The sequence below is a fragment of the Streptomyces sp. NPDC003035 genome (assembly GCF_042888285.1).
Classification (GTDB): Bacteria; Actinomycetota; Actinomycetes; order Streptomycetales; family Streptomycetaceae; genus Streptomyces.
Window position 1 is genome coordinate 299,216 of record NZ_JBIAPJ010000008.1, and the last position, 19,067, is coordinate 318,282.

Annotated in this window: 23 protein-coding genes; 5 read left to right on the forward strand and 18 right to left on the reverse strand. The window is 72.8% G+C overall.

Going from position 1 to position 19,067, the window contains the following annotated elements; translation table 11 throughout:
* Nucleotides 1-131: 131 nt before the first annotated feature.
* The 5 genes from ACFYV5_RS26105 to hisI all read right to left on the reverse strand — a co-directional run bounded on the left by ACFYV5_RS26105 (nucleotide 132) and on the right by hisI (nucleotide 3,805).
* A complete protein-coding gene (locus tag ACFYV5_RS26105) occupies nucleotides 132-665 on the reverse strand; it encodes a DUF2752 domain-containing protein (protein WP_389172587.1) in 534 nt (177 codons plus the stop codon).
* A gap of 230 nt (nucleotides 666-895) precedes the next feature.
* On the reverse strand, nucleotides 896-1,144 hold the full coding sequence (locus ACFYV5_RS26110; RefSeq protein ID WP_355111130.1) for an HGxxPAAW family protein: 249 nt from the start codon (nucleotides 1,142-1,144) through the stop codon (nucleotides 896-898).
* A 134-nt stretch (nucleotides 1,145-1,278) separates the two neighbouring features.
* Complete coding sequence (locus ACFYV5_RS26115) at nucleotides 1,279-1,938, reverse strand: TIGR02234 family membrane protein (protein ID WP_355111128.1); 660 nt, start codon at nucleotides 1,936-1,938, stop codon at nucleotides 1,279-1,281.
* 14 nt (nucleotides 1,939-1,952) lie between these two features.
* Nucleotides 1,953-3,443, reverse strand: a complete 1,491-nt coding sequence (locus tag ACFYV5_RS26120) for an anthranilate synthase component I (RefSeq protein WP_389172378.1) — start codon at nucleotides 3,441-3,443, stop codon at nucleotides 1,953-1,955.
* Between the two features lie 11 nt (nucleotides 3,444-3,454).
* Nucleotides 3,455-3,805, reverse strand: coding sequence for a phosphoribosyl-AMP cyclohydrolase (gene hisI, locus ACFYV5_RS26125; protein WP_355111125.1), 351 nt, complete (start codon nucleotides 3,803-3,805; stop codon nucleotides 3,455-3,457).
* Between the two features lie 84 nt (nucleotides 3,806-3,889).
* Between hisI and ACFYV5_RS26130 the strand changes: the two genes are divergently transcribed.
* The gene (locus ACFYV5_RS26130) at nucleotides 3,890-4,525 is read left to right on the forward strand and encodes a TIGR03085 family metal-binding protein (RefSeq protein WP_355111123.1); all 636 of its coding nucleotides are present in this window, start codon (nucleotides 3,890-3,892) and stop codon (nucleotides 4,523-4,525) included.
* On the opposite strand, the gene ACFYV5_RS26135 is transcribed toward ACFYV5_RS26130, so the two are convergent.
* From ACFYV5_RS26135 to hisD, 10 genes are all read right to left on the reverse strand, one after another.
* On the reverse strand, nucleotides 4,522-5,784 hold the full coding sequence (locus ACFYV5_RS26135) for an MFS transporter (RefSeq protein ID WP_389172381.1): 1,263 nt from the start codon (nucleotides 5,782-5,784) through the stop codon (nucleotides 4,522-4,524). The genes ACFYV5_RS26130 and ACFYV5_RS26135 overlap by 4 nt on opposite strands.
* Nucleotides 5,781-6,368 (reverse strand): ArsR/SmtB family transcription factor, encoded by a 588-nt coding sequence (locus ACFYV5_RS26140; RefSeq protein ID WP_389172383.1) that lies wholly within the window; start codon nucleotides 6,366-6,368, stop codon nucleotides 5,781-5,783. Before ACFYV5_RS26140 ends, ACFYV5_RS26135 begins: the two co-directional genes overlap by 4 nt.
* A gap of 107 nt (nucleotides 6,369-6,475) precedes the next feature.
* Nucleotides 6,476-7,231 (reverse strand): imidazole glycerol phosphate synthase subunit HisF, encoded by a 756-nt coding sequence (gene hisF / locus ACFYV5_RS26145; RefSeq protein ID WP_355111117.1) that lies wholly within the window; start codon nucleotides 7,229-7,231, stop codon nucleotides 6,476-6,478.
* Entirely contained in the window at nucleotides 7,228-7,629 is a 402-nt protein-coding gene (locus ACFYV5_RS26150) for a RidA family protein (protein ID WP_355111115.1), read from the reverse strand. Before ACFYV5_RS26150 ends, hisF begins: the two co-directional genes overlap by 4 nt.
* On the reverse strand, nucleotides 7,626-8,354 hold the full coding sequence (gene priA, locus ACFYV5_RS26155) for a bifunctional 1-(5-phosphoribosyl)-5-((5-phosphoribosylamino)methylideneamino)imidazole-4-carboxamide isomerase/phosphoribosylanthranilate isomerase PriA (RefSeq protein ID WP_355111113.1): 729 nt from the start codon (nucleotides 8,352-8,354) through the stop codon (nucleotides 7,626-7,628). Before priA ends, ACFYV5_RS26150 begins: the two co-directional genes overlap by 4 nt.
* A gap of 2 nt (nucleotides 8,355-8,356) precedes the next feature.
* The gene (hisH, locus tag ACFYV5_RS26160; protein WP_389172386.1) at nucleotides 8,357-9,007 is read right to left on the reverse strand and encodes an imidazole glycerol phosphate synthase subunit HisH; all 651 of its coding nucleotides are present in this window, start codon (nucleotides 9,005-9,007) and stop codon (nucleotides 8,357-8,359) included.
* A gap of 5 nt (nucleotides 9,008-9,012) precedes the next feature.
* Entirely contained in the window at nucleotides 9,013-9,180 is a 168-nt protein-coding gene (locus ACFYV5_RS26165) for a hypothetical protein (RefSeq protein WP_189599229.1), read from the reverse strand.
* 4 nt (nucleotides 9,181-9,184) lie between these two features.
* Nucleotides 9,185-9,778, reverse strand: coding sequence for an imidazoleglycerol-phosphate dehydratase HisB (hisB, locus tag ACFYV5_RS26170; RefSeq protein ID WP_158986436.1), 594 nt, complete (start codon nucleotides 9,776-9,778; stop codon nucleotides 9,185-9,187).
* Entirely contained in the window at nucleotides 9,775-10,899 is a 1,125-nt protein-coding gene (locus tag ACFYV5_RS26175; protein WP_389172389.1) for a histidinol-phosphate transaminase, read from the reverse strand. The genes hisB and ACFYV5_RS26175 overlap by 4 nt, the downstream gene beginning before the upstream one ends.
* Complete coding sequence (gene hisD, locus ACFYV5_RS26180) at nucleotides 10,896-12,236, reverse strand: histidinol dehydrogenase (protein ID WP_389172391.1); 1,341 nt, start codon at nucleotides 12,234-12,236, stop codon at nucleotides 10,896-10,898. The genes ACFYV5_RS26175 and hisD overlap by 4 nt, the downstream gene beginning before the upstream one ends.
* Nucleotides 12,237-12,410: 174 nt before the next feature.
* On the opposite strand from hisD, the gene ACFYV5_RS26185 reads away from it, so the two are divergent.
* From ACFYV5_RS26185 to ybaK, 4 genes are all read left to right on the forward strand, one after another.
* Nucleotides 12,411-14,012 (forward strand): oxidoreductase, encoded by a 1,602-nt coding sequence (locus ACFYV5_RS26185; protein ID WP_355111103.1) that lies wholly within the window; start codon nucleotides 12,411-12,413, stop codon nucleotides 14,010-14,012.
* Nucleotides 14,013-14,162: 150 nt separating this feature from the next.
* Entirely contained in the window at nucleotides 14,163-15,200 is a 1,038-nt protein-coding gene (locus ACFYV5_RS26190; protein ID WP_355111101.1) for a hypothetical protein, read from the forward strand.
* A gap of 5 nt (nucleotides 15,201-15,205) precedes the next feature.
* On the forward strand, nucleotides 15,206-15,943 hold the full coding sequence (locus ACFYV5_RS26195; protein WP_355111100.1) for an LON peptidase substrate-binding domain-containing protein: 738 nt from the start codon (nucleotides 15,206-15,208) through the stop codon (nucleotides 15,941-15,943).
* A 12-nt stretch (nucleotides 15,944-15,955) separates the two neighbouring features.
* A complete protein-coding gene (gene ybaK, locus ACFYV5_RS26200; protein ID WP_389172394.1) occupies nucleotides 15,956-16,453 on the forward strand; it encodes a Cys-tRNA(Pro) deacylase in 498 nt (165 codons plus the stop codon).
* Nucleotides 16,454-16,590: 137 nt separating this feature from the next.
* On the opposite strand, the gene ACFYV5_RS26205 is transcribed toward ybaK, so the two are convergent.
* The 3 genes from ACFYV5_RS26205 to ACFYV5_RS26215 are packed head-to-tail and all read right to left on the reverse strand — an operon-like array spanning nucleotide 16,591 to nucleotide 19,054.
* Nucleotides 16,591-17,205: a DUF2567 domain-containing protein gene (locus ACFYV5_RS26205; RefSeq protein ID WP_355111097.1), complete on the reverse strand. Its 615-nt coding sequence runs from the start codon at nucleotides 17,203-17,205 to the stop codon at nucleotides 16,591-16,593.
* Between the two features lie 45 nt (nucleotides 17,206-17,250).
* On the reverse strand, nucleotides 17,251-18,069 hold the full coding sequence (locus ACFYV5_RS26210) for an ABC transporter permease (protein ID WP_355111095.1): 819 nt from the start codon (nucleotides 18,067-18,069) through the stop codon (nucleotides 17,251-17,253).
* Between the two features lie 13 nt (nucleotides 18,070-18,082).
* Nucleotides 18,083-19,054 (reverse strand): ABC transporter ATP-binding protein, encoded by a 972-nt coding sequence (locus ACFYV5_RS26215; RefSeq protein WP_355111578.1) that lies wholly within the window; start codon nucleotides 19,052-19,054, stop codon nucleotides 18,083-18,085.
* Nucleotides 19,055-19,067: the final 13 nt, after the last annotated feature.

Consider the following 19,067-nt stretch of genomic DNA (forward strand, 5'->3'; position numbering starts at 1 on the left):
CCTTCCGGGACGGTGATGGTGACGGTGGTGAAGATGAATCAGGTTCAGCCACGTCGATGGTATCCGCAGGACGGCGCCGGACCCGCATCCGGCCGAGGTGCGTCCCACCTGCTGGGACTTCGCGGGAGGGGTCATGGGGCGAGCGCGGAGCCGAACGGCAGGTTCCGGACCAGGGAGAACAGGGCCAGGACGGCTCCGATCCCCCACCACCAGACGGGGGCGATCGCGATCCTCATGGGCACCCCGCGCGCGGCACGAATCAGCCAGACGACCATGAGGATGGCGAAGAGGCCGTAGCCGACGACGGCGAGGGCGTTGGCACCGAACGCGGCGCCGAGCTCACCGTGGGCGACGGCGTGGGCGCTGCGCAGGCCGCCGCAGCCGGGGCAGTAGATGCCGGTGAAGCGCAGCAGCGGGCAGACCGGGTAGTGCCCGGGTTCGTTGGGGTCGACGGACCCGACGTACGCGAAGCCTGCGACGACCGCACCGAGAACACCGAGCGGCACCGCGACCCGCCGCGCGAGCGACCGGGGCCGGGGGTGGGCCGGGGGCGTGGGCGGCCCGGGAGCGTACAGGCCGCCTGCCTCGGGGGCTACCGGCCCGGAGACGGGACCGTACGGTCCGCCTGGGGCCACCGGTCCGGCGTCCTGGGTCCCCGACGGCATGGCTGCCACCGGCCCGGGCACCTTGCCCCCCGAAGACATAGCTGCCACCGGCCCGGGCACCTTGCCCTCCGGCGGCATGGGTGCGGCGGGTACGGGTGAATCGTCGGTCACGGCGGGGGCCGTCGGCTTCGCGTCCACCCGGTGATTCTCGCCCCTGACGCGGAAAGGCGCAGCCCGGCACTGCCGGGCTGCGCCTTCGCGCGTGTCATGCGTGTCGTGCGTCGCGCGCGTCAGGCGCGCAGCTTCGCGGACGCCGCTTCGCGGGCGGCGGCCACGGCCTCCGACTCCTTCGGCATACCGAGGCCCGCGACCTTCATCGCGAGGCCGACGACACCGCCGAGGAGGATGACCGCGATTCCGGCCCAGAAGCCGACCGTGTTGGCCGCCACCATGAAGACTCCGGCGACGCAGAAGCCGATGAAGGAGATGATGACACCGGTCCAGGCGGCCGGGGTGTGTCCGTGGGCGCTGCCCGCCATGAGTTGCTCCTCGTTGCTGTTGCTCGGTGGTGGCTCGGGGTGAGGTCTCGCGTACGAGGACACTCGAGCCTCATTGTCCCGCACACCGGGGCGCGGGGATGAATCGGGGGTGGCACGACGATCACGCGTCGCGCTCAGTCCTCGTGCGTCGGGTCCTCGCCGCGGTCCAGGGCCTTCCACAGGTCCTCCGGCCGGTCGGAGGCGGCTCCGGCCGACGCGCGCGGTGCGCGGGGCGTGCCGGAGCGCTCGTAGCGTCCGCCCATCGCGGGCCAGCTCTTTCCGTACCGCAGGGCGAGGAGCCCCGCGACGAGGATGAGCAGCGCTCCGGCCGCGGTGACGTACGGCCAGGCGGTGTGGGTCAGGGCGGCCACCGAGGCGGCCGTGTCGCCGGTGACGCGCGCGGCCTCCGCGTCGAGGGCGTCCGTGTCGGACGCGCCGAGGAACGCGGCGAGCGCCGCGCCCGCGCCGCTGAGCGCGAGCAGGCCGGAGACGAGGGTGCGCCCGGCGCGGCGGACGGCGAAGACGGCGACGAGCGCGGCGAGGCCGACGATGGCGAGGGCCGTCGGCACGCCGGTGACCGCACCGCCGTCGGCTTCCACCGGCACGGTGCCGCCGCCCACGGACGCCGTGCCCTCGGCCCAGATCTGGCCGGCGGAGAGCAGGACGACGGTGGCACCGAGGGCGCCGAGCAGGAGGGCCGCGGCCAGGCTGCGGCGGCCGCCGGACGAGGCGGCCGTGCCACCCGCGCGTGCGGCTCGGGGCTGGGGTACGGGAACAGCACTCACGTACCCCACTATCCCTTACGCCCTCATGCGCCGTTCATCCGGTTGGCGGTGTGGACGGCGCGGAGCACCGCGGCCGCCTTGTTGCGGCACTCGGTGTCCTCGGCGACGGGGTCGGAGTCGGCGACGACACCGGCGCCGGCCTGCACGTACGCGGTGCCGTCGCGGAGCAGGGCGGTGCGGATCGCGATCGCGGTGTCCGAGTCGCCGGCGAAGTCGAGATAGCCGACGCATCCGCCGTACAGTCCGCGCCGGGAGGGTTCCAGCTCCTCGATGATCTGCATGGCGCGCGGCTTCGGCGCGCCGGAGAGCGTGCCGGCCGGGAAGCAGGCGGTGAGGACGTCGAACGCGGTCTTCCCCTCGGCGACGCGCCCGGTCACCGTCGACACGATGTGCATGACGTGCGAGTACCGCTCGATCGACATGAAGTCGACGACCTCCACCGAGCCCGGCTCGCAGACCCGGCCGAGGTCGTTGCGGCCGAGGTCGACGAGCATCAGGTGCTCGGCGCGCTCCTTGGGGTCGGCGAGCAGCTCCTCGGCGAGGTCGTGGTCCTCCTGCGGGGTGGCGCCGCGGTGCCGGGTGCCGGCGATGGGGTGGAGCATCGCGTGCCCGTCCTCGACCTTGACCAGCGCCTCGGGGGACGAGCCGACGACGTCGAAGCCGTTCTCGAAGCGGAAGAGGTACATGTACGGGGACGGGTTGGTGGCCCGCAGCACGCGGTAGACGTCGAGGGCGGAGGCACGGCAGGGGGTCTCGAAGCGCTGTGAGGGGACGACCTGGAAGGCCTCCCCGGCCCTGATCCGCTCCTTGATGTCCTCGACGGCGTCCTGGTAGGCCGGGCCGCCCCACAGGGCGGAGAACTCCGGCAGCTCGGAGGCGGGGAGGGCGGCGGGGGCGTTGGCGACCGGCCGGGCCAGGTCGGCCTGCATCGTGTCGAGCCGGGCGACGGCGTCGGCGTACGCCTCGTCGACGCCGGTCTCCAGGTCGTTGTGGTTGATCGCGTTGGCGATCAGCAGGACCGTGCCGTCCCAGTGGTCCAGAACCGCGAGGTCGCTGGTGAGCAGCATGGTCAGCTCGGGGAGCTCCAGGTCGTCGCGAGTGGAGTCCCCGATCTTCTCCAGGCGGCGGACGATGTCGTACCCGAGGTAGCCGACCATGCCGCCGGTGAAGGGCGGCATTCCGGAGGCCAGGTCCCGGGGGGTGTGGAGGGCCTCGACGGTGGCGCGCAGCGCGGCGAGCGGGTCCCCGTCCGTGGGTACGCCGACGGGCGGGGTGCCGAGCCAGTGCGCCCGGCCGTCCCGGACGGTCAGGGTGGCGTCGCTGCGGACGCCGATGAAGGAGTAGCGGGACCAGGAGCGGCCGTTCTCCGCGGACTCGAGAAGGAAGGTGCCGGGGCGTTCGGCGGCGAGCTTGCGGTAGAGCCCGACCGGGGTGTCGCCGTCCGCGAGGAGCCGGCGGCTGACAGGGATCACGCGGCGGTCGGCCGCCAGCTTGCGGAAGTGCTCGAGGTCCATGGCGGCTGACCTTACTGGGAGAGCGGGAGCACGTCGGTGTCGAAGCAGGTGCGCGCGCCGGTGTGGCAGGCGGCACCGACCTGGTCGACCTTGACGAGGACGGTGTCGGCGTCGCAGTCGAGGGCGACGGACCTGACGTGCTGGAAGTGACCCGAGGTGTCGCCCTTCACCCAGTACTCCTGGCGGCTGCGCGACCAGTAGGTGCAGCGGCCGGTGGTGAGGGTGCGATGGAGGGCCTCGTCGTCCATCCAGCCGAGCATGAGCACCTCGCCGGTGTCGTACTGCTGGGCGATGGCCGGGACGAGTCCGTCCGGGCTGCGCTTGAGGCGGGCGGCGATGGCCGGGTCGAGATTGCTGCTCATGCGGCCATTGTGCCGTGACCGACGGGTGCGTCCGGCGGAGCGTCCACTGGGCGGACCGGTGGCCACGGTCGTACGCTGGCGAGCATGTCGACCCATGCCAAGCGTGAACGTCTGCTGCTCGCCGATCTGTTGGAGGCGGCCGGGCCCGACGCCGCGACGCTCTGCGAGGGGTGGCGGACCCGGGACCTCGCGGCCCATGTGGTGGTGCGCGAGCGCCGTCCGGACGCGGCCGCCGGGACGCTCGTACCGGCGTTGAAGGCGCGCCTGGACCGGGTGCAGGCGGAGTTCGCCGAGAAGCCGTACGAGGAGCTGATCCAGCTCATCCGGACGGGACCGCCGCGGATGTCGCCGTTCACCATCAAGCAGGTGGACGAGGGGGCGAACATCGTCGAGTTCTACGTCCATGCCGAGGACGTCCGGCGCGCCCAGCCGGACTGGTCGGCGCGCGAGCTGGACCCGGTCTTCTCGGACGCCCTGTGGTCCCGTCTGGAGAAGGGCGCCCGGCTTCTGGGACGGAGGGCCCCGGTGGGTCTCGTCCTGCGCCGCCCGAACGGCCAGACGGCGGTGGCGCACCGCGGCACGCCGGTGGTGACGGTCTCCGGCGAGCCGGGCGAGCTGACGATGTTCCTTTTCGGCCGCCAGGACGTGGCGAAGGTGGAGCTGGACGGGGAGCAGGAGGCGATCGAGCGCCTGCGCGAGGTGAAGCAGCTGGGGATCTAGCCCGCCCGGGGCTTGGCGGTGGCCCGGGGGAGTTCCGCGCGGCGCAGGGCCCGTACGGAGAGTCCGTACACGCCGCCGAGCGCGCAGACCGCGGCGCTGGCGGCGAACATCGGGGCGAGTCCCCACAGGCCCACCGCCGCGCCGGTGAGGGGGAAGCTCAGCGGGGCGACGCCCAGGCTGAAGAAGCTGGACACGGCCGTCACGCGGCCGAGGTAGGCGGGGTCGCACTCCGTCTGGGTCAGCGCGCCGCACAGGGCGCCGCTGAGTCCGGCGAGCAGGCCGACGGAGACGGACACGGCCACGGCGACGGGCAGCTGCGGTACGAGGGCGAGGCCGGCGATCGAGCCGGCGCCGAGGGTGATCGTCCAGGCCATGACGGCCCCGGCGCGGGGTATGCGGCCCTTCACGGTGAGCAGCAGCGAGGCGGTTCCGGCTCCCGTACCGAATCCGGCGAGGATCCAGCCGATGCCCGCGGCGCCCCAGCCCCGCTCGTCGGAGAGGAGCGCGAGGCCGACGTTGAGGGGGCCGACGAAGCCGAGGTCGCTGAGCGCGACGACGATCATCAGCGGGCCGAGGACCCGGTGGCGGCGGATGTAGCGCAGTCCGTCGGCGAGGTCGCGCAGCGCGGTGCCGTCACGGGACGGCTCGCCGCCGGGCAGCGGGGCGATCCGGAGCGCCAGGAGCAGCGGCACGGAGATCGCGAAGAGGAGTCCGGCCACGCCGAACGCCGAGGCCGGTCCGCCGAGCGCGACGGCGACGCCGCCGAGCGGGGCGCCGAGGACGAGTCCTGCGCGGTAGGCGAGGCCGCGCAGGCCCTGGACGCGGGCGAGCTGGTCGCGTGGGGCGATGCGGGGCGGCAGGGCGCCGACGGCGGGCAGGAAGAGGGCGTCGACGGTGCCGAAGGCGAGGGCGACGGCGGCGAGCACCCAGAGGGCCGGGCTGGTCAGGAGCAGGAGGGCGGCCACGCCGAGGACGACGAGACAGCGGACGGTGTCGGAGAGGATGACGACCCGGCGCGGTCCGAAGCGGTCGGCGATCACTCCCCCGCCGAGCATGAGCAGCGCGCGCGGCACCGCGCTGACGGCCATGACGAGCCCGGCCTCGGCGGGGGTGCCGCCGCGCACGGCGGCCCAGGAGAGGGCCAGGTGGTAGACGCTGTCGCCGAGCGTGGAGGCGGTGTAGGCGCCGAGCCAGCGCAGGACGTTGCCGTCGCGGTGGGCGGGGCGGGCGGTCTCCTCGGTGGGCGTGAGGACGGTCATGAGCGGTAGGGGAAGCCGTGGAGGTGGACGGCGACGTTCTCGCGGCCCTCGGTGTCGCCGGCCTTCTCGGCGGCGCGGGCCTTGTCGTCGTACTTCTTCACCACCGCGTCCAGCTCCTCGCCGAGTGCGGCCAGTTCGGCGGCGGTGAGGCGCGGCAGCCACTCGGAGCTGACGGAGGCGGAGCGCCACGCGTCGGACCAGGTCAGTCGTTCGTCGAGGAAGCGCCGGTGCAGTTCGGCGCGTTGTTCGGCGACGGTGCGGCTGAAGGCGGCGCTCGCCGCCAGCATCTCGGGCGCGTCGCGCACGTCCTCCTCGCGGATGCTGAACCCGTCCGAGCTGGGCTGCCACCAGCGTTCACGGCCGTCCGCCGACTGCGTCTCGGCCTCCTCGATCAGGCCGTGGTCGGCGAGCTTGCGCAGGTGGTAGCTCACCAGCGAGACCGCCTCGTCGACCTGGTCGGCCAGTTGGGAGGCGGTGGCGGTGCGGGCGACGAAGAGCGCGCGGTAGAGGCGCATGCGCAGGGGGTGCGAGACGGCCTTGAGGGTGCCGAGGTCGGTGATTCTGCGGTTGTCCGGTGTGGGCATGCCATGACCTTAGATACGAAGGAAAACTTGCGCAACAGATTTTGCGCAAATAATCCTGCGCATCTTTCCAAGGAAAAAGGGCCTCCGCGGAGGCCCTTCCCGCGCGTTCAGCGGACCGGGTGGCCCGCCTCCCGCAGCGCGTCCTTGACCTGGGAGATCCGCAGGTCACCGAAGTGGAAGACAGAGGCGGCCAGGACCGCGTCCGCGCCCGCCTCGATCGCCGGCGGGAAGTCGGCGAGCCGGCCCGCTCCCCCGCTCGCGATCACCGGCACGGTCACATGCTTGCGCACGGCCGCGATCATCTCGGTGTCGTAGCCGTCCTTCGTGCCGTCCGCGTCCATCGAGTTGAGCAGGATCTCTCCCGCGCCCAGCTCGGCGGCCCGGTGCGCCCACTCGACGGCGTCGATGCCGGTGCCCTTGCGGCCGCCGTGCGTCGTCACCTCGAACGACCCGGAGGCCGTACGCCGGGCGTCCACGGACAGCACGAGCACCTGGCGGCCGAAGCGCTCCGCGATCTCGCGGATCAGCTCGGGCCGGGCGATGGCCGCCGTGTTCACGCCCACCTTGTCGGCGCCGGCCCGCAGCAGCTTGTCGACGTCCTCCGCCGCCCGGACGCCGCCGCCGACCGTCAGCGGGATGAAGACCTGCTCGGCGGTGCGGCGCACCACGTCGTAGGTCGTCTCCCGGTTGCCGGAGGAGGCGGTGATGTCGAGGAAGGTCAGCTCGTCGGCACCCTCGGCGTCGTACAGCTTCGCCATCTCGACGGGGTCGCCCGCGTCGCGCAGGTTCTGGAAGTTGACGCCCTTGACGACCCGGCCGTTGTCCACGTCCAGGCACGGGATCACGCGTACGGCGAGACTCATGCCGTGTCACCCCCTCGGTATGCCTCGACCTCGACCTCGACGACCAGGCTCGGGTCGACGAGGCCGGAGACGATGATCATGGACGCGGCCGGACGGATCGCGTCGAACAGTTCCTTGTGCGCGCGGCCGATGTCGTCCACGTCCCGGGCGTGCGTGATGTACATCCGGGTCCGTACGACGTCCTCCGCGCCCAGACCGAGCTGCTTCAGCGCCTCGAAGGCGACGTTGAAGGAGTTGATGGTCTGCTCGTAAGGGCCTCCGCCGGCGATCTGGCCGTCGACGATGGACGTGCAGCCGGCGACCAGCACCAGACCGTTCGGGAGCTCCACCGCGCGGGAGTAGCCGAACTGCTCCTCCCAAGGAGCGCCGGTCACCACCTTGCGGACCTCGGAGGTCACGACGCCACCGCCTCCAGCGCCTCCTCCAGGGTGAACGCCTTGGCGTACAGCGCCTTGCCGACGATCGCGCCCTCGACGCCCAGCGGCACGAGGCCGGACAGGGCGCGCAGGTCGTCCAGGGAGGACACGCCGCCGGAGGCGACGACGGGCTTGTCGGTCGCGGCGCAGACGTTCTTCAGGAGCTCCAGGTTCGGGCCCTGGAGCGTGCCGTCCTTGGCGATGTCGGTGACGACGTAGCGGGAGCAGCCCTCGGAGTCGAGGCGGGCCAGCGTCTCGTACAGGTCGCCGCCGTCGCGGGTCCAGCCGCGGCCGCGCAGGGTGGTGCCGCGCACGTCGAGGCCGACGGCGATCTTGTCGCCGTGCTCGGCGATGACCTTGGCGACCCACTCGGGGGTCTCCAGGGCGGCGGTGCCCAGGTTGACGCGGGTGCAGCCGGTAGCAAGGGCGGCGGCGAGCGAGGCGTCGTCGCGGATGCCGCCGGACAGCTCGACCTTGATGTCCATGGCGCGGGCGACCTCGGCGATCAGCTCCCGGTTGTCCCCGGTGCCGAAGGCGGCGTCGAGGTCGACCAGGTGCAGCCACTCGGCGCCGGAGCGCTGCCACGCGAGGGCGGCCTCCAGCGGGGAGCCGTAGGAGGTCTCCGTACCGGACTCGCCGTGCACGAGGCGGACGGCCTGGCCGTCGCGGACGTCGACGGCGGGGAGGAGTTCAAGCTTCTGAGCCATGATCAGAGGGTCTCGATCCAATTGGAGAGGAGCTGGGCGCCGGCGTCGCCGGACTTCTCGGGGTGGAACTGGGTCGCCCACAGGGCGCCGTTCTCGACGGCCGCGACGAACGGCTCGCCGTGGGTGGACCAGGTGACCTTGGGGGCGCGCATCTTGGGGTTGCCGACCTCCAGGGTCCACTCGCGCACCGCGTAGGAGTGCACGAAGTAGAACCGGGCGTCGGCGTCGAGACCCGCGAACAGTTCGCTGTCCTGAGGCGCGTCGACCGTGTTCCAGCCCATGTGGGGCACGATCGGGGCCTTCAGCGGCTCGACCGTACCGGGCCACTCGTCCAGGCCGTCGGTCTCCACGCCGTGCTCGATGCCACGGGCGAAGAGGATCTGCATGCCGACGCAGATGCCCATGACGGGGCGTCCGCCGGAGAGCCGGCGGTCGATGATCCACTCGCCGCGGGCCTCCTTGAGGCCCTTCATGCAGGCGGAGAAGGCTCCGACGCCGGGGACGAGGAGCCCGTCGGCGTTCATGGCCTTGTCGTAGTCGCGGGTGATCTCGACCTCGGCGCCGACATGGGCCAGGGCCCGCTCGGCGGAGCGGACGTTGCCGAAGCCGTAGTCGAAGACCACGACCTTCTTCGGAGTACTCGCGGTGCTCATTCGGCTCATTCCCAGATTCCCTGGATCCGAAGGACGCCGGCGACCAGGCACATCACGGAGGCGATGGCGAGGACGGCGATCACGCCCTTGGGCAGCTTCTGCTTCGAGAAGGAGTACACACCGCCGGCGAGGAAGAGCCCGACGACGATGAGGATGGTGGAGAGGCCGGTCATGGAGTTAGAGCGCGCCCTTCGTGGAAGGCAGGATGCCGGCCGCGCGCGGGTCACGCTCGGAGGCGTAGCGCAGGGCCCGGGCGAGCGCCTTGAACTGGCACTCCACGATGTGGTGGGCGTTGCGCCCGTACGGCACGTGGATGTGCAGCGCGATCTGCGCCTGCGCGACGAAGGACTCGAAGATGTGCCGGGTCATCGTCGTGTCGTAGGAGCCGATCATCGGCGCCATGTTCTCGGGCTCGGTGTGCACCAGGTAGGGGCGGCCGGAGAGGTCGACGGTCACCTGGGCGAGCGACTCGTCCAGCGGGACGGTGCAGTTGCCGAAGCGGTAGATGCCGACCTTGTCGCCGAGCGCCTGCTTGAAGGCGGCGCCGAGGGCGAGGGCGGTGTCCTCGATGGTGTGGTGCGAGTCGATGTGCAGGTCGCCGTCGGTCTTGACCGTGAGGTCGAACAGGCCGTGGCGGCCGAGCTGGTCGAGCATGTGGTCGTAGAAGCCGACGCCGGTGGCGACGTCGACCTTGCCGGTGCCGTCGAGGTCGATCTCGACGACGACGGAGGTCTCCTTGGTGGTGCGTTCGACGCGTCCTACGCGGCTCATGAACTCTGCTCCTTCTTCACAGCGCGTACCGCATCGAGGAACGCGTCGTTCTCTTCGGGGGTGCCGGCGGTGACCCGCAGCCAGCCCGGTACACCGTTGTCCCGGACCAGGACGCCCCGGTCGAGGATCTTCTGCCAGGCCGCGTGGGAGCCTTCGGCTCCGGCGAAGTGGCCGAACTGGACGAAGTTGGCGTCGGACTCGGTGACCTCGTAGCCGATCGCCCGCAGCTCGGTGACCAGGCGGTCCCGCTCGGCCTTGAGCTGCTCGACGTACCCGAGGAGCGTGTCGGTGTGCTCCAGGGCGGCGAGGGCGGTGGCCTGGGTGACGGCGGAGAGGTGGTACGGCAGGCGTACGAGCTGCACGGCGTCGACCACGGCGGGGTGGGCGGCGAGGTAGCCGAGGCGGAGGCCGGCGGCGCCGAAGGCCTTCGACATGGTGCGGGAGACGACCAGGTTCGGCCGGCCCTCGATCAGCGGCAGCAGCGAGTCGCGGTGGCTGAACTCGACGTACGCCTCGTCGACCACCACGAGGGACGGCTTGGCGGCCTGGGCGGCCTCGTACAGCGCGAGCACGGTCCCGGCCTCGACGGCCGTGCCCGTGGGGTTGTTGGGCGAGGTGATGAAGACGACCTCGGGGCGATGCTCGGCGACGGCCTTCTCGGCCGCCTCGACGTCGATGGTGAAGTCCTCGTTGCGCGGGCCGGAGATCCAACCGGTGCCGGTGCCGCGGGCGATGAGGCCGTGCATCGAGTACGAGGGCTCGAAGCCGATGGCCGTACGGCCTGGGCCGCCGAAGGTCTGCAGCAGCTGCTGGAGGACCTCGTTGGAGCCGTTGGCGGCCCAGACGTTCTCGACGGCGACGGGGTGCTTTCCGGTACGGGTGAGGTAGCGGGCGAGCTCGGTGCGCAGCTCGATCGCGTCCCGGTCGGGGTAGCGGTTGAGGCCGCGGGCGGCCTCGGCGACCCGCTCCGCGATCCGGGCCACGAGGGGCTCCGGCAGCGGGTAGGGGTTCTCGTTGGTGTTCAGCTTGACGGGGACGTCGAGCTGGGGCGCGCCGTAGGGGGACTTACCGCGCAGCTCGTCCCGGATGGGCAGGTCGTCGATGCCGATGGTGCCGGTCACTGCTGCGGCACCTTCCATCCGAAGCGCGCCTTCAGGGCCGCACCATGGGCGGGCAGGTCCTCGGCCTCGGCGAGGGTGACCACGTGGTGGGTGACCTCGGCGAGGGCGTCGCGGGTGTAGTCCACGATGTGGATACCGCGCAGGAAGGACTGCACGGACAGACCCGAGGAGTGGCAGGCGCAGCCGCCGGTGGGCAGGACGTGGTTGGAGCCGGCGCAGTAGTCCCCGAGGGAGACCGGGGCCCAGGGGCCGACGAAGATCGCGCCGGCGTTGCGGACACGGTCGGCGCGGGCGGCGGCGTCGGCGGTGTGGATCTCCAGGTGCTCGGCGCCGTACGCGTCGACGACCCTGAGGCCGTCCTCCAGGTCGCGGACGAGGACGATCGCGGACTGCTTTCCGGCCAGGGCCGGGACGATCCGGTCGTCGATGTGCTTGGAGGCGGCGACCTGGGTCTTCAGCTCGGCCTCGGTGGCGGCGGCCAGTTCCTCGGAGTCGGTGACGAGGACGGCGGCGGCCATCGGGTCGTGCTCGGCCTGGCTGATCAGGTCGGCGGCGACGTGCACCGGGTCGGCGGTGGAGTCGGCCAGGATCGCGATCTCGGTCGGGCCCGCCTCGGCGTCGATGCCGATGCGGCCCTTGAGGAGGCGCTTGGCGGCGGCGACGTAGATGTTGCCGGGGCCGGTGACCAGGTTGACGGGGACGCAGCCGGGCGCGTCCTCGGTGCCCTCGGTGCCGTACGCGAACATGGCGATGGCCTGGGCGCCGCCCGCGGCGTACACCTCGTCGACGCCGAGCAGCGCGCACGCGGCGAGGATCGTCGGGTGCGGCAGGCCGCCGAACTCCTTCTGGGGCGGGGACGCGATGGCGACACCCTCGACGCCGGCCTCCTGGGCGGGGACGACGTTCATGACGACGGACGAGGGGTACACGGAGCGGCCGCCGGGGACGTAGAGACCCACGCGCTCGACCGGGACCCACTTCTCGGTGACCGTGCCGCCGGGCACGACCTGGGTGGTGTGGGTGGTGCGGCGCTGCTCGCGGTGGACGATCCTGGCCCGACGGATGGACTCCTCCAGGGCCGCCCGGACCGCCGGGTCCAGCTCGTCGAGGGCGCGGGCGATCGTCTCGGCGGGGACCCGGAGGTCGGTGAGGCGTACGCCGTCGAACTTCTCCCCGTAGTCGATCACCGCGGCCGCGCCATGATGCCGTACGTCCTCGCAGATCGGCCGCACCTTCTCCAGGGCGGCTTCCACGTCGAACTCGGCACGGGGCAGCAGGTCGCGCAGCGCGCCACCCTCGGGGAGGGTGTCGCCGCGCAGATCGATTCGAGAGATCACGGGTCAATTCTCGCAGACGCCCCAGAGGCGCCGGACGTCCGTATCACTGGCTGATACGAGCCACAGTGGCGTCTTGTCGCCACAGCTGACCGTTAGCGTTCAGTCCGTCACTCAGCGGGAAGAACGGCTGTACGAATCCGGTGAAGCGGGTTCGTGGAAAGCGAGGGGGCGGCAGTGACCGAGCCGCACGAGGACGGAATTCCGGACGGTCTCACGGGCCCTGAGCGGGCCATGTGGCGGGCGTTCCGGATCGGCAGGAGCTGTGATCTGAGCGAGGGGGACGCGGCGCGGGACGATCCCTTCGGCCCGCATGTCTGGGGGGTCGGGCGGAGTGTGCGCGCCGAGGTGGTGGCGCTGCTGCTGCTCGACGGACCGCCGGCGCGGTCCGGGCGCGTCGCGGCGCTCAAGCTGCGCGGCGTGCGGATCACGGGGGTGCTCAATCTCGCCGGCGGGACGATAGATCCGTACGTGGAGCTGAACCGCTGCCGGTTCGACCAGGAGATCGTCCTGCCGGAGGCCCGGTTCGGGACGGTGCGGATGGTGGAGTGCGCGATACCCCGGCTGGAGGCGGCGCGGCTGCACACGGAGGGCGATCTGCATCTGCCGCGTTGCCGCGTGGATCGGGGGATCCGGCTGACGGACGCGCAGATCGGCACGGACCTGCTGATCAACCAGATCCGGGTGTGGCCGGACCGGCGCGGCCGGGCGATCACGGCGGACGGGCTGGCGGTGGCGCAGGACCTCCAGGCCGAGCTGATCGAGACGTACGGCGAGACGAGCCTGCGCGGCGCGAAGGTGGGCGTGTCGCTGAGCCTGCGGGGGAGCGTGCTGCGCGGGGCGCAGCAGCGGCGCGCGCTGAACGCTCCGCAGCTGACGGTGGAGCGTTCGCTGTATCTGAACGCGGCGTGGGTCTACGAGGGCTCGGAGAGCGCCATGACCACTCCGCCGTACGGCATCGGGTACACACCGGTGCAGGGGGCGCGGCGCAAGCCGGTCGAGTGCCACGGCGGGGTGCGGCTGGACGACGGCCGGTTCGGCGACGCGGTGGACCTGCACTACGCGCGGTTCGTGCTGGACGGCGCGCGGCGCGAGGAGGTGTCGCTGCGCCGGATCGTCACGCCCGAGCTGCGGTTCAACGGGGAGCCGCCGGAGGAGGGCCGGGTGGTGCTCAACGGGGCGAAGGTCGTGACGCTCATCGACCTCTCCACCAGCTGGCCGGGCCCGGGCGGCCTGTCGATGAACGGTTTCGTCTACGAGAACCTCGTGCCGTACGGGCACTTCCCGCTGGCGCGACGGCTCGAATGGGTGGCGGCGGCGACCCCGGAGTACGCCCCGGAGCCGTATGAGCGCCTGGCGACGGTGCTGCGCAGCAGCGGCGAGGACGCGGACGCCCGGGTGGTGCTGCTCGCCAAGCAGCGCCGGCGCCGGGAGACGCTGCCGGTGGCGGGCAAGCTGTGGGGCTACCTCCAGGACTGGACGGTGGCGTACGGCTACCGGCCGGGGCGGGCGGCCCTGTGGATGGCGGTGCTGTGGGCGGCGGGGGCGATGGCGTTCTCCCGCTACGAGCCGGCGCCGCTGAAGGAGGGCGAGTCCCCGAAGTGGAGCGCCACGCTCTACGCGCTGGACCTTCTGCTGCCGGTGATCAACCTCGGGCAGGACGGCTACTGGCGTCTGGAGGGCTTCTGGCAGTGGGCCTCGACGGTGCTCATCCTCCTGGGATGGGTGCTGGCGACGACGGTGGCGGCGGGGGCGTCGCGGCTGCTGCGGCGAGGGTGACGGGAGGGGCGCGAGGGGTGGATCCTGGTCGCATACAGGCCCCACCCCGCCCCTTTCTTTACCCGGTCTTGACCTCGTGCAGGACAACTTTCCCGCCGCTACCAAAGCTTCACAGTCCCCCACTGGCGCCGCCCCTACCTGCGGTTTTCAATGGTCCGCACCATGTCTTTGCTCCGCGCCCTGATCGGCACCACCCGAGTGGTCCGGCATGCACCGCGGCTCGCCGCCGCACTGCCGCCGGACGACGACGTGCTGCTCGACGCGCCGGACGAACGGCTCGCCCCGGCACTGGTGGCGGCCGCCCTCGCCGATCCCGAGCCCGCCGCGAAGCTGCTCGCGACGACCCGCGACGCCGCCGAGTGGGAGAAGCGGGACCGGTACGTGGCACGCCTTGCCACCTTCGCGTACAGCCGTGACGAGTGGCTGGCCCACTGGCTGGCCGTGTCGCCGCGCGATCCGGACGCGCTGCTCGTCAAGGCGGAGCTCGCGGTGCGCAGGGCCTGGGGGTCGCCGGCCCGCTCCGAGCGGCTGCGCGAACTCGGCCCGCTCATCGACGCGGCCGCGGAGGCCTCGCCCCGCGACCCGGTGCCGTGGCGGCTCGCCCTGGACCACGCGCGGGGCACGCACGCGGGCCACGCGGCGTTCGAGTCGCTCTGGGAGCAGGCCGTGCGGCGCTCTCCGCACCACTACGGCTGCCATGTCGCCGCCCTCCGCTATCTGTCGGCCCAGTGGTACGGCTCGCACCGCGAGTGCTTCGACTTCGCCGAGCAGGCCGCCGAGGACGCGCCGCCCGGATCCCTGGCCCGCGGACTTCCGCTCAACGCCGCGTTCGCACAGCTCCTCACCGGCGCCGGTCCGGTGCAGGAGGACCGGATCGACGCGGCGGCGGACCGGGGCATCGCGCTGTCGGCGGCGTGTCCGGTGAGCGATCCCTGGCTCGCGGAGGTCCGCAACCTGCTGGTGTACGTGCTGGTCAGGCGGGGGCGCCGGGAGGAGGCGCTGGAGGAGTTCCGCAGGATCGGGCCGTACGCCACGTCGTTTCCGTGGGCGCTCGTCGGGGACGATCCGCTCGGCGGTTTCCTGGAGACGCGGGACGCGGTACGGCTTGAAGTGGCCCGTTCTCTCCCCCTGCGGGGGGCCGGACGAGGACGGGCCGGTCGAGGCGCGACCGGCGGCCATTACGCTTGACCGCTGTGACCACCGCTCGCCTGCCTCTCTTCCCGCTCAACGCGGTGCTGTTCCCGGGCCTCGTGCTGCCTCTGAACGTGTTCGAGGAGCGTTATCGCGCCATGATGCGCGAGCTGCTCACGATCGCCGACGAGGAGCCGCGCCGCTTCGCCGTCGTCGCGATCCGCGACGGGCGCGAGGTCGCGCCGTCGGAGCCGGGGCTGCCCGACCCGACGGCACAGCGGGAGAAGGGACCCGCCGCGGGCTTCGGCCCGGACCCCATCCAGGCCTTCCACCGGGTCGGCTGCATCGCCGACGCGGCGTCGATCCGGGAGCGCGCGGACGGCAGCTTCGAGGTGATGGCCACGGGTACGACCCGGGTGAAGCTGCTGTCGGTGGACGCGAGCGGCCCGTTCCTGGTGGCCGAGATCGAGGAGATCCCGGAGGAGCAGGGCGACGAGGCGGGCACGCTCGCGGAGGGCGTGCTGCGGGCGTTCCGGAACTACCAGAAGCGGCTGGCGGGCGCGCGGGAGCGGTCGCTGACGACGAGCGAGCTGCCGGACGAGCCGTCGGTGGTGTCCTACCTGGTCGCGGCGGCGGCGGTGCTGGACACCCCGGCGAAGCAGCGGCTGCTGCAGGCGCCGGACACGGCGACACGGCTCCGGGAGGAGCTGACCCTGCTGCGGGCGGAGACAGCCGTGCTGCGGCATCTGCCGTCGCTGCCGGCGGTGGATCTGACACGGGCGCCGACGAGCCCGAACTGACGAAGGACTCCTGTGGCGAAGAAGCAGAAGAAGCAGGCGGGTGGCACCCCGGCAACGGTGGCGCTGACGACGTCCGGGACCCCGTTCACGCTCCACGCGTACGACCACGACCCGGCGGTCCCCTCGTACGGCGAGGAGGCGGCTGAGGCGCTGGGCGTCTCCCCCGACCGGGTCTTCAAGACGCTGGTCGCGGACGTCGACGGCGAGCTGACGGTGGCGGTCGTCCCGGTCGCCGGCCAGCTGGACCTGAAGGCCCTGGCCTCGGCGGTCGGCGGCAAACGCGCGACGATGGCGGACCCGGCGGCGGCCGAACGCACGACGGGCTACGTCCGCGGCGGCATCTCCCCGCTCGGCCAGCGCAAACGCCTCCGCACGGTCCTGGACGCCTCGGCCACGACCCACGAGACGATCTGCATCTCAGCGGGCCGCCGCGGCCTGGAGGTCGAACTGCCCCCCACGGCACTGGCAACGCTGACCTCGGCGGTCGTGGCCCCGATCGGCCGCTCCTGACCGCCCTGCGGCAGTAAGCCACCTGGCATCAGGGCCCGCGCACGCCACGGCGCGAAGCCGCCGCTCACGGGGGTTCGGGGGCAGAGCCCCCGGGTCTCGTCAGAGTTTCGGGGAGGGGCGGGGTGGGGGGAATCCCCTCAGGTCACCGACGGCCAGTCCGGTTCCGGGTCCCTCGGGGTGAAGAGGGCCGTCAGGCCCAGGTGGACGATCATCGCCGCGATCGGCCACGCCAGCATCGCCCCGGCCCACATCTCCAGCTTCAGCGGCGCCTCGAACACCACGTTCGCCCCCACCTCCTTCGCGTGGGCCACCACGTCGTGCGTCGGGCCCAGCAGCGTGCCCACGCCCCAGCCGAGGAGCGATCCCAGCACGCCGCCCACCGCCAGGCCCACCACCAGGGCCACGCCCCCGTGCCGGTGGACGAGGAAGACGAGCGCCGCCGCCACCGCCCCGAACGCGAGCGCCAGCAGCACGAACGTGCCGTCCGCCCCGATGGCCGACTCCCCCTCGCTGTGCCGGAGGAAGACCGCCTTGCCGTCCGAGATCAGCGACACCCGCGGCGCGAGCCACAGCCACAGCAGTCCCAGCGCCGCCCCGGCGACGGCCGAGAGGGCGGTCACCACCGCCGCCTGCCGCAGCTCCGTCGCCGTGCTCGGCACGCCGTCGTCGCCCGACAGCGGAGGATAGGGCGACGGCCACCCGTGCGGCGCGGCGTCGTTCGGCTGGTGAGGGGGTGTCAGCGGTGCGGTCACACCGCCATCGTGCCAGGTACGGGCACGACCCGCCTCAGCGGACCGTCAGCGGACCGCCGCCCGCCGATACGCCCACGTCGCCACCGCCAGCGACAGGACGCCCACCACCCCGCACACCGCGAGGTCGAGCCCCACCGCCGCCCAGTCCGGGTGCGGATCGAAGGTCCGGGCCAGGGCCTCCACCCCGTACGTCGACGGCAGCAGGTCCCGCGCCCAGCCGATCGGTTCCGGCAGCCGCTCCGCCGGCAGCACCCCGAGCAGCAGCGCCGCCGACATGCCCAGCTGCCCGAGCAGCGTCGCGAGTTCCTGCCGCGGCGCCAGCAGCCCGAGCGCCGCGCCGAGCCCGGCCAGCGCGGCCCCGGCCAGCGGCACGACCGCCGCGAGGATCCACAGATTCCCGAGCGGCAGCCCGAAGAGCAGCGACCCGATGACCGCCGTCACGACCGTCCCCGGCACGGTGAAGGACGCGTACGCCCCCGCCGCCCCCAACACCACCGACGCGGGCGGCACCGGCAGCGTGGCGTAGTGGTCGAGGCCGCCGGTGGCCCGCAGCTGCCCGAAGTACTGGGCCAGCAGGTTGAGCGCGACGAAGGCGACGACGAGGACCGACGAGCCCGCCACGACCGCCCGCGCCTCCGACCCGCCGTCGACGACGCCCCGCATCAGGACCATGATCCCGACGGACTGGAAGGTCGCCACGAACAGCAGCGGGATACGGGAGACCCGGGCGCGCGAGAGCTGCGCGCGGTACACGGCGGCGAGGGCAGGCAGCAGCCGGGCGCGCGGCGCCAGCGGCGCGGCGGCGTCCACGGCCGGTGTCCTGGCGGCCAGGGCGGCCGCCACCTCGGCGGGCACGATACTCACTCCGTACAGCTCCTCAAGCCTTGACCAGCCCTTCGGTCTCGCCGCCCAGCGCCAGATACACGTCCTCCAGGCTCGGCGTGGCCAGCGTGAAGTCGTCCAGGGCGGCGAACGCGGCCCCGCCCGTCACCGCCGCGACCGCCGCCCGCGCCTCGTCCGGGGCCAGCCGGAGGGTCCAGCGCCGTCCCGACTCCTGGGCGAGCCCGTGCAGGGCGGCGACCTCGGGGACCTCCAGCGGGGCGCGCTCGCGCCAGACCAGGTCGACCCGGACCTCGCCCGCGACGCGTTCCTTGAGCCCGCCCGGGGTGTCGCATGCGATGACCCGTCCCCGCTCCAGTACGGCGACCCGGTCCAGTACGGTCTCGGCCTCGATCACGTTGTGGGTGACGAGCAGCACGGTGGTGCCGTGCTCGGCGCGCCGTCGGTCGACGGCGGACCAGACGGCCCGCCGCGCGATGGGGTCCATCCCGGTGGTGGGCTCGTCGAGGACCAGGACCGGCCGCTCGCCGACGAGGGCGGCGGCGACGCAGGCGAGCCGGCGCTGTCCGCCCGAGAGCTTCTTGAGCGGCCGCCCGGCGAGCTCGGTCAGGCCCAGCTCCTCGAGGACGGCGTCCTTCGCGGCCCGCGCGTCCCGTGCGGTGAGCCCGCGCAGCCGCCCGGTGGTCTCGGCGGCCAGCGCGACCGTCAGCTCGTCGAGCGCGGTGGATTCCTGGCCGAGGTAGGCGAGCAGGCGCGCGGCGCGCTCCGGGTGGCGTACGAGATCGTGGCCGAGGAGTTCGACCGTGCCGGAGTCGGGGCGCATCAGCCCGGTCAGCTGGCGCACGAGCGTGGACTTGCCGGCTCCGTTGGGTCCGAGCAGGCCGAAGATCTCGCCGCCCCGCACATCGAGGCTGATGCCGTCGGTGGCGCGGATCTCGGGGGTCGCGGGCGTCCCCCGCCGGGCGCGCGCGGCAGGGTACGTCTTGACCAGATCCCGCACCACGCACACCGTACTCACGGGG

What these genes read in the sequence shown, in the direction of transcription:
- ACFYV5_RS26105 (WP_389172587.1), bottom strand. Translation starts at nt 665, where the DNA reads ATGCCGTCGGGGACCCAGGACGCCGGACCGGTGGCCCCAGGCGGACCG.
- ACFYV5_RS26110 (WP_355111130.1), bottom strand. Translation starts at nt 1,144, where the DNA reads ATGGCGGGCAGCGCCCACGGACACACCCCGGCCGCCTGGACCGGTGTC.
- ACFYV5_RS26120 (WP_389172378.1), bottom strand. Translation starts at nt 3,443, where the DNA reads ATGGACCTCGAGCACTTCCGCAAGCTGGCGGCCGACCGCCGCGTGATC.
- hisI (WP_355111125.1), bottom strand. Translation starts at nt 3,805, where the DNA reads ATGAGCAGCAATCTCGACCCGGCCATCGCCGCCCGCCTCAAGCGCAGC.
- ACFYV5_RS26130 (WP_355111123.1), top strand. Translation starts at nt 3,890, where the DNA reads ATGTCGACCCATGCCAAGCGTGAACGTCTGCTGCTCGCCGATCTGTTG.
- ACFYV5_RS26135 (WP_389172381.1), bottom strand. Translation starts at nt 5,784, where the DNA reads ATGACCGTCCTCACGCCCACCGAGGAGACCGCCCGCCCCGCCCACCGC.
- ACFYV5_RS26140 (WP_389172383.1), bottom strand. Translation starts at nt 6,368, where the DNA reads ATGCCCACACCGGACAACCGCAGAATCACCGACCTCGGCACCCTCAAG.
- hisF (WP_355111117.1), bottom strand. Translation starts at nt 7,231, where the DNA reads ATGAGTCTCGCCGTACGCGTGATCCCGTGCCTGGACGTGGACAACGGC.
- priA (WP_355111113.1), bottom strand. Translation starts at nt 8,354, where the DNA reads ATGGCTCAGAAGCTTGAACTCCTCCCCGCCGTCGACGTCCGCGACGGC.
- hisH (WP_389172386.1), bottom strand. Translation starts at nt 9,007, where the DNA reads ATGAGCACCGCGAGTACTCCGAAGAAGGTCGTGGTCTTCGACTACGGC.
- ACFYV5_RS26165 (WP_189599229.1), bottom strand. Translation starts at nt 9,180, where the DNA reads ATGACCGGCCTCTCCACCATCCTCATCGTCGTCGGGCTCTTCCTCGCC.
- hisB (WP_158986436.1), bottom strand. Translation starts at nt 9,778, where the DNA reads ATGAGCCGCGTAGGACGCGTCGAACGCACCACCAAGGAGACCTCCGTC.
- ACFYV5_RS26190 (WP_355111101.1), top strand. Translation starts at nt 14,163, where the DNA reads ATGGTCCGCACCATGTCTTTGCTCCGCGCCCTGATCGGCACCACCCGA.